Raw genomic sequence first — 8,319 nt, 5'->3', positions numbered from 1 at the left:
CCGTCGCCGTCGGCAATGGCGCACAGATCGCGGCGGTCTACTTGCTGAAGGCGCTGCACCTGAACGCATTGGCAAATTCAATGGCCGCTCAGGTCGCGGTCGGCGGGTTGGCCGTCGTCGGCTTGCTGCTGCTATGTCTACGGGGAATCGAGGTCACCGAGCGCACACAGGCTGTGCTGGTGGCGGTGCAGTTCGCGATGCTGGCGCTGGTCAGCGTTGTCGCGTTGATGAAGGTGTTCAGCCATCACGCGGGTCCGCAGGCGGTGATGCCACGGTGGAGCTGGCTGTTTCCGGCGGGACTATCCGCCGCGGCCGTTGCCCACGGGGCCATCCTGTGCGTCTTCGCGTACTGGGGGTGGGATGCGTGCCTGGCGATATCTGAGGAGACCAAGCAGCCGCACAAGAACCCGGGCAAGGCCGCCGTCTTCGCAACGATCCTCATGCTCGGCACCTATGTGCTGGTGAGCTTTGCGATTCAAGCGTTCGCCGGGTTCGCCACAACGGGCATCGGCCTGAACAATCCCCAGAACGCCAACGACGCCCTCAGCATCCTGGGAGACCCGGTGGTCGGTAGGGGCCTGGCCGTTGTGCTGCTGCTCGCGATCAGTTCTTCCTCACTGGCGTCGGTGATGACGAGTCTCGTCAAAACCGCGCGGGTCATGCTGGCCATGGCGGTCTACCGGGCCCTACCACAGCGCTTCGCACGGGTGCACCCGCAATACCGGACACCGTGGTTCGCCGTCCTCGTGATCGGTGTCGGTGGGTTCACGATCTATCTTGTTATGACGCTGGTCAGCCAGAATTCGTTGGCGGACATGGTGGCGTCGCTGGGGCTGGCCGTCAGCTTCTACTACGCCACCGCAGCGTATGCGTGCGTGTGGACCTACCGGCGCACGCTGCGGCGATCGGCACGCGACTTCTGGCTGCGTGGCGCCTTTCCATTCATCGGCGCGGTTGCGATGACGTGGGCGTTCGTGCAGAGCGCCATCAATATGTACGCGCCGCACTACGGCAAGACCCACTTTGGCCCGGTCGGTGGTGTATTCGTCCTTGGCATGGGCCTGCTGCTGCTCGGCATCCCAATCGCGGCGCTGAGCGCAATCGGTAGCCGGGACTTCTTCCGCGGCAAGACCCTCGACGCGGGGACCGAAATTGTTGTGCCCGGTTCCGGGGTGCGCTGAACACTGATGAGCTACAACATGATTCGACGGACATCACAAGTGGCGCTCGCTTGTAGACGATAGTAGGGAAGGGCACAATGGCCACCGACCATCGGGAATTTAGCCTCCTGCCCGGCGAAGTCAGTTCTCGTAGCGTCAGCAGTAGCGCGTAGGTCGGGTCGGTGCCGTCATGGATCTACCCAGGTCCCGTTGTTGTTGTGACCGATGATCATAGGGAGAGTGAAATGGCTGACTGCTCAACACGTTGCGAAATCGTGGTCGGTGTTGACGGATCCGCGTCATCGACCGCGGCCGTGCGGTGGGCTGCACGCGAGGCGGCGATGCGCCATGTGGGATTGACTCTTGTCCACGGCGCCGCCCCGCTGGTAGCGGGCTCATCCACCGTCATCTGGACGGCACCCATCCCCGCCGATCTTTTGCGCGCGCAACAAGAACAGTCCGAGCAGCTGATCGACGACGCCGCCCAGACTGCCAGCGGCAGCGACGAGGGCGTGCAGATCCACCGCGAGGTGATCGTTTCGGCACCCGTACCCGCGCTGGTCGATCTGTCCAAGGAAGCCCAGCTGATCGTGGTGGGTCGCCGCGGTACCGGGCAATTGCCCCGCGTGCAGCTCGGATCGGTCAGTACGGCGATGATCCATCACGCGCACTGCCCGGTAGCCGTCATCCACGACGAGGCCCCAGCCGAGCACGAACCTGCCTCCTCACCGGTAGTCGTAGGCATCGACGGGTCACCGGCATCGGAGCTGGCCACCGCGACGCCTTCGACGGGGCCTCACGGCGTGGTGTCGAAATGGTAGCTCTGCACGCATCCAGCGACAGCGACCCGTTCGGTATTCGTGCGCTGGAATGGGGCGTGGCCGAACCGCGGGCGCATGAAGCCCTCGCCGAACGCCTGGCGGGCTGGCAAGAGCGCTACCCCGATGTGCGCGTGCGTCGTGTCGTTGTTTTCGATCGGCCCGCGCATCACCTGCTCGAGCAAGCCGAGACCGCCCAGCTGGTCGTCGTCGGCAGCCATGGCCGCGGGGGATTCGCCGGAATGCTGCTCGGCTCTGTCAGCACAGCAGTGGTGCACGCGGCCAGTACACCCGTCATCGTCGCGCGCCAACGCTAACGGACGAGTTGGAGTCTTGGCTTTCCGGTCACCGGCGGCGGGTGCAGGCCAAAGGCGAGCAGGTCATGCTGCATCCTGCGATCACTGAGTTTCAGGAGTTGATCGACTCTGATCCGGTGGTGCGCATGTATGTTCACCGGATGGTCGCTGAGGTGCCCCACGCGAAGCGGTACCGCAAGAACCACCTGGACAGTGTCGAGCAGATGCTGCGGCTGATCAACGAGGTGCTGACAATGGCACCGGAGGCTTGGTGATTACCGCGGAACGAGGAGTCAAGAAGGATGACCGACCGGACGTCATCGGGAAGCTTCGCGGCATATTCTCAGTCGTGGGGTTTGTCATGGTGCGCATTAACAGGGTGGAAAATCGCCCCGCACGGAGATGCGCCCTGTGGTAACGAATTGGCCCACCTGTGCCAAGGTGGAGCTGTGACGGGTGTGGCGGACATCCTTGAATGGGCCAGGCAGCAGGTCATCGCCCGGGTCCCCAAGGCGGATCTGGACCAGCGCGACCCGGACTACATCCGAGACCAGTTGCCCGGCCTTTGGATGCTCGCCTCCCTGTACTTCCGGGCCGACGTTCGTGGACTGCATCGCATTCCTCCGGAAGGGCCGGTGCTGCTGGTGGGCAACCACAGCGGCGGCAACGTTCCCCCGGACACCTTCGTGTTCACCCTGGCGTTCTGCTCCTACTTCGGTGTCGAGCGACCGTTCTACCAACTCGCGCACAACCTCGTCGCCATCTACCCGGTGTTGCGTGGGCTCCGCAAATTCGGCACCGTGGCGGCCAGTCCCGAAAACACCCGGCTGGCGCTTGAGTCCGGCGCCGCCGTGTTGGTGTATCCGGGTGGCGACTACGAGGTGTACCGCCCATCGTGGCAGCGACACGTCGTCGAGTTCGGTGGCCGCAAAGGCTTCGTGCGACTCGCCCGCGAGACCGCCGTGCCGATCGTTCCAGTGGCCAGCGTCGGCGGCCAGGAGACGGCGTTGTTCCTCGGACGCGAGCAGTGGCTGGCCAGACTGCTGATGCTCGACAAGGTGCTGCGGCTCAAGAGCGTGCCGATCTCGGTGGCGCTGCCGTGGGGCTTGAACATCACCGACTGGTTAGGCCACATCCCGCTGCCGGCCAAGATCGTCATCGAGGTGCAGGAGCCGATCGAGGTCAACCACGACGACCAGGCGGTGTACGACAAGGTCGTGGCCAGCCTGCAGGCCGGCGTCGATCGGTTGGCCGCCGAACGTCGATTCCCGGTGATCGGCTGATGCGCATCGAACGCCGGATCGTTGTCAACGCGGATCGCGACACCGTGTGGAAGGTCCTCGGTTCCCCGGACTGCTACCCGTCTTTGCTACCTCACCTGGAGCGGTGGGAGACCATAACCGAAGGCCCACCGCGGGTCGGGTCGCGCTACACCGTGCTGTGGAAGATCGGCTCGATACCGGTGGGTGGCATCGCCGAGGTGGTGGAGTTCGACAAGGCGCGGGACCTGGCCTGGATCAACATCACCGGCGTGACCCAACGCGGCCGCTTCCGGCTGCGCGATGCCGGGCCGGGACGAACCATCGTGACATTCCGGCTTGCCTACCACTCAGACGGCGGGCTGCTCGGCCTGATCGCCGACCGCATCGCGGCCCGCCAAGTCGGCCGCTCGCTCTCCGAGAGCCTGAAAAACCTTCAGCGCCTTGTGGAGTCATAGACCAGACGCGCCGAACCGGGCGAGTTCGCCCACCCCTAGACGCATGGCCTACTGATGCCTGGAAGAGCCAAAATTCAAGTCGGCGTATCGACTTTGGCTGGATGCGGCTAGAGCATCAACCACGGCACCGATCAGCTGCGGCAGGGCCGTTGGCGCAGTCGGCAGCGGTTGGCCGCTTTCTCAGGAGGAAGGAACCGCAATGGGTGTCGGGCAACTCGCGGGACGACGTGCCCTCGGCACAGGAGGCTCACGCGGGATCGGCGCGGCCATCGTACAGCGACTCTCAGACGACGGTGCCGATGTGGCGTTTACCTTCGCGACCTCCGCCGACGCGGCGCACAAGCTGCGATCCGACATCGAGGCAAAGGGCAGGACCGCGCTTGCGGTTCAAGCCGACAACGCCGACGCTGCACAGGTCGTCGCAGCTGTCCACCAGGCCGCGTCGCGGCTCGGCGGCCTGGACATCCTTATCAACAACGCCGGCGTGGACAGCTTCGGGCCGATCGAAGCCGTCCCACTCGACCAGTTCGACCGCGCGGTCGCGATCAATATCCGCGGAGCATTCGCCGCGATCCGGCGAGCCGTGCCTCACATGACCTCGGGCAGTCGCATCATCACGATCGGAAGCGTGCCAGCCCACCGAGTCCCCGTGCCGGGCGTGGCCGTGTAGGCGATGACCAAGGCGACGCTCGGCGGGCTGACCCGCGCGCTGGCCCGCGAACTCGGGCCGCGCGGAATCAGCGTCAATCTGGTTCAGCCCGGTCCGATCGTCACTGACGCCAATCCAGAGTCAGTGAATATTCCGATGTGGCAAGAAGGGAACCCGAAATCAGTGGCCGGCCGCAGATCGGTGCCGATCCCCGAACGAACGACTCGTCCCGTCATTTAAGCCGCGTATCGACGGCCGACCGCACGGTGCGCCAGCGGTCGGTGCGCTGGCGCTCCGCGGTCGCCGAGATTAGCCGCGAGAAGTTACGCGTCCACGATTATGCCGACCTGCGCGTTATGCCGACATCGGCGCGATCACCGTTGTGGCATAAGGACTCTCGCTTATCGATGTCGGCATAATCAGAGGGCCTCCAGGAACTTGAGGAGCGAGTCGGGTGGCCGGTAGCGGCCGGGTTTGGTCGCGAGTGGTTTGGTGCGGTCGATGGCTTGCTGCTTGTGGGTCATGTCGGCGTGCAGGTAAATGTTGGTCGTTGAGAGCTGCTCGTGGCCCAACCAGAGCGCGATGACGGTGACGTCGTTGCCGGCGAGCAGGAGCCGCATTGCCGCGGTGTGACGCAGCGTATGCATGGTGACGGGTTTCGGCCGCAGCGATGGGCAGCTGGCGGTGGCGATTGCGACGTGGTGGGCGAGGCGCCGTTCGATCGCATCGCGGCTGAGGCGGCTGCCGGTGATGGTCGGGAACAGTGGATCGCTTGCAGCGCCGGGATATTCGCGGAGCCACGCGTGCAAGATCGCTTTGGTGGGCGCAACGAGCGGCGTGCGTCGCTCTTTGCGGCCTTTGCCGATGGTGTGCACGTGGGCGCCGACGGTGAGGGTCACGTCCTGGCGTGTGAGTCCGGCGAGCTCGGAGATGCGCAGGCCGGTCTGGATGGTGAGCGCGAACATGGCGTGATCGCGCCGTCCGATCCAGGTGTTCTGATCGCAGGCGTTCAGCAGCGCGTCGACCTCGGGGTCGGTGAGGTAGGTAACCAGGTTGCGTTCGGTTCGTTTGGGTGGGATGGCGAGCACGCGCGCGATGGAGCCGGCGTGTTCGGGGTGGTGTAGGGCGAGGTAGCCGAACAGGGAGTGGATGGCGGCCAGGCGGTTGTTGCGGGTGGCGGCACTGTTGCGCCGGTCGCGTTCGAGGTGATCGAGGAACGCGGCGATCAGCGGCGCGTCGAGCTCGGCGATGTCCAGTGCGGCGGGCATCTTGCCGAGGCGTTTGGAGGCGAAGGTCAACAGGAGCCGGAAGGTGAGCTTGTAGGCGCCGATGGTGTTCGGGCTGGCGGCCCGCTGTCCGATCAACCGGTCGCTGAAGTAGGCCTGCAGTGCGGGGGCAAGCGCGGTCATTGTCGGGCTCCGTATCGCGCGTGCAGCCGTTGGGCGGCCAGTCCCATCAGCTCCGGCGACGCCGACAGATACCAGTAGGTGTCGGCGGGGCTGACATGGCCGAGGTAGGTCGACAGGGTCGCGATGTGCTCATCGACGCTCAGCCCGGATCGCTGCCATCGGATCAGGGTGTCCACGGCAAAGCTGTGCCTGAGGTCATGTGCCCGCGGGTGGACGGACTCGGTGCGCATCCCCAGCGAGGTGGTGATCTTCCTGAGGGTCTTGCTCACGCCGCTGCGATCGAGCCGGGTGCCCGCGGAGGAGACGAAGAACGCCCTGCAGCGGGGCCTCGGGCAAAGGTGGTCACGCTCGGCCGCATAACGCGACAGCGCCTCGGGGACCGTCGGGTGCAATGGCACCAGCCTGGTGCGGTCGAACTTCGCTTGGCGGATCGTAATGACCCCGGCCTGCAGGTCGACGTCGTCGCGGTCGAGTCCGACTGCCTCGCCGACCCGCATACCGCAGGTAGCAAGCAGCCCAAACAGCGCCTCGTAGGTCGCCGCCCGCAGAGCTGGGCGCAGCGCTCGGGCGCTCTGCAGCAGGCGACAGATGTCGCGCTGCGACCACAGGAACGGCGTCGGCCGGTGCCGGCGGGTTGCGAACACGCCAGGCGGCGGGACCTCCGTGGCCGGGTCGAGCGCCTGCAGGTAGCGGGCAAACCCGCGGGCGATGGCCAGGCGCTGTGCCCAGTGGTTGGGGTGGGCGTGCTGCGGCAGCCGCGCCCAGGCGATCGCGAGATCACTGGTCACCGTCGCCGCGCCGGCGGCCTCCAGGTAAGCCACCAGCTGCGGGAGCAAGTGCCCGGCGCGCTCGAGCTTGAAGCCCAGTGCCCGGCGCAGCCGCAGGTAGTCCTGCACGTGTCCGCTCAGCTCGTTCATCGCTGCGCACCTTCAGGCCATGGCGCCGCAACAAGGCGCAGCCGATCGAGGTCGACGCGGGCGTAGGCCGCTGTGGTCTGCAGGCTGTGATGACGCAGCACCTGCGCGATCTGTGCCAGCGGAACCCCGACCGCGACCATCTCGCAGGCCACGGTGTGGCGCAGCCGGTGCGAACCCACCTCAGCTACCCCTGCTCGCCGGCACGCCCGGCGCACCGTCGAGGCGACCGTGCCTGCCGCGATCGGATCGAACGGTGCCCGGGCCCGCAGGAACACCTCCCGCCGATCGCTGGCCGGGCGCCCCCGCCGCAGATAGGAGGCGATCGCCTCACCAACATCGGCGGGCAGCGGCAGACGGTCCTGCCGAGCGCCCTTACCCACCACAACCAACTCGCCTGCCCGCCAATCGATGTCATCGAGGCAGAGGGTGGCCACCTCGCTTCTGCGCAAGCCCAGCCTCAGCAGCGTGATGATCAGCGCGTAGTCGCGCCGCCCGAGCGCCGAGCGTCGATCACAACTCTCCAGCAGGGCCCGGGCCTCGGCGGCAGTGATCCCCCATGGCAGCGCAGAGCGTCGCCGGCCGGTCACCGGCAGCGCCGCCTGAGACAGGTCGACGTGCATCAGCCCCTCGACAACGCAGAAGCGCAACAACGCCCGCAGCCCGGCGACGAAGTTTTGTGTCGCGCTCACCGAGACCGCCGCGGACTCGCGCAGCACGGCCTGCGTCACGTCTGCCGCCGTCACGTCGGCAAGGCCTCGGGGCGAGAACCCGGCCAGGAACCGGGTCGCGTGACGCACGTAGCCACGAGCAGTACCAGCCGCCAAGCCGCGCTCGGTGAGCAGGTAACGCTCAAACGACGCCAGCAACGCATCCGTCGACGAGCCAGCCTGCACGGGTTCCTCGGCAGCAAGCACCCCCAGCCGTCGCAGCACATCCAGCAGGCACAGCAGGCCCGGACGTGACCACTGAGCGCGCCAACGCCCGGTAGCGCGCTGGAAGGCAAGGAACTCCTCGACACGCTCGCCGGTCAGCTCGGCGACGCCCAGCTCCAGCACCTCGAGCCAGTTACTCAGCCGCGCCACCTGCCGCAGCTGGACCACCGACGTCAACGGCGTATAGCAGCGCTGCTTCAACTCCAGCACGTACGCGTCTGCGAATGGAGCCAGCGGCCCCGTCATCAAGACCTTGCTCACCCTGCTCGCGGGCCTGACCATGCTCGTCTCCTTCTCTCCGGGAATGGGAAGAAGACAATGATCGAGCTCGGCGTCGTTATGCCGACCTCACCAGGCGGAACCCATTGCGCCACAGGGACGATCGCGCCGATGTCGGCATAACGCGCAGGTCGGCATAATC

At 66.2% G+C, this 8,319-nt stretch carries 7 protein-coding genes and 2 pseudogenes; 6 read left to right on the top strand and 3 right to left on the bottom strand.

Annotated features, from left to right (window positions below; all coding sequences use genetic code 11):
• The 6 genes and pseudogenes from ACLP9N_RS23395 to ACLP9N_RS23370 form a co-directional block, all read left to right on the top strand.
• A partial coding sequence (locus tag ACLP9N_RS23395; RefSeq protein ID WP_442409624.1) for an APC family permease occupies nucleotides 1-1,181 on the top strand: 1,181 nt, incomplete at its 5' end.
• Between the two features lie 224 nt (nucleotides 1,182-1,405).
• Nucleotides 1,406-2,295: pseudogene (locus tag ACLP9N_RS23390) on the top strand (universal stress protein).
• 8 nt (nucleotides 2,296-2,303) lie between these two features.
• Nucleotides 2,304-2,549 (top strand): phophatidylserine decarboxylase associated domain-containing protein, encoded by a 246-nt coding sequence (locus ACLP9N_RS23385; protein ID WP_442409623.1) that lies wholly within the window; start codon nucleotides 2,304-2,306, stop codon nucleotides 2,547-2,549.
• Nucleotides 2,550-2,723: 174 nt separating this feature from the next.
• Entirely contained in the window at nucleotides 2,724-3,557 is an 834-nt protein-coding gene (locus tag ACLP9N_RS23380) for a lysophospholipid acyltransferase family protein (protein WP_442409622.1), read from the top strand.
• Nucleotides 3,557-3,991: an SRPBCC family protein gene (locus tag ACLP9N_RS23375; protein WP_442409621.1), complete on the top strand. Its 435-nt coding sequence runs from the start codon at nucleotides 3,557-3,559 to the stop codon at nucleotides 3,989-3,991. The genes ACLP9N_RS23380 and ACLP9N_RS23375 overlap by 1 nt, the downstream gene beginning before the upstream one ends.
• A 199-nt stretch (nucleotides 3,992-4,190) precedes the next feature.
• Nucleotides 4,191-4,880, top strand: a pseudogene (locus ACLP9N_RS23370) (SDR family NAD(P)-dependent oxidoreductase).
• A 179-nt stretch (nucleotides 4,881-5,059) separates the two neighbouring features.
• Here ACLP9N_RS23370 and ACLP9N_RS23365 read toward each other — a convergent pair.
• From ACLP9N_RS23365 to ACLP9N_RS23355, 3 genes are read right to left on the bottom strand one after another with little or no spacing between them, the layout of a single operon-like run.
• Nucleotides 5,060-6,049, bottom strand: coding sequence for a tyrosine-type recombinase/integrase (locus tag ACLP9N_RS23365; RefSeq protein WP_442404556.1), 990 nt, complete (start codon nucleotides 6,047-6,049; stop codon nucleotides 5,060-5,062).
• A complete protein-coding gene (locus ACLP9N_RS23360) occupies nucleotides 6,046-6,966 on the bottom strand; it encodes a tyrosine-type recombinase/integrase (RefSeq protein ID WP_442404555.1) in 921 nt (306 codons plus the stop codon). The genes ACLP9N_RS23365 and ACLP9N_RS23360 overlap by 4 nt, the downstream gene beginning before the upstream one ends.
• Nucleotides 6,963-8,180, bottom strand: coding sequence for a site-specific integrase (locus ACLP9N_RS23355; RefSeq protein ID WP_442404554.1), 1,218 nt, complete (start codon nucleotides 8,178-8,180; stop codon nucleotides 6,963-6,965). The genes ACLP9N_RS23360 and ACLP9N_RS23355 overlap by 4 nt, the downstream gene beginning before the upstream one ends.
• Nucleotides 8,181-8,319: the final 139 nt, after the last annotated feature.

The sequence above is a fragment of the Mycobacterium sp. genome, from assembly GCF_052144515.1.
Taxonomy (GTDB): Bacteria; Actinomycetota; Actinomycetes; order Mycobacteriales; family Mycobacteriaceae; genus Mycobacterium.
The sequence above is the reverse complement of the archived record's forward strand: the minus strand, read 5'-3'. Positions and strand labels throughout refer to the sequence as shown.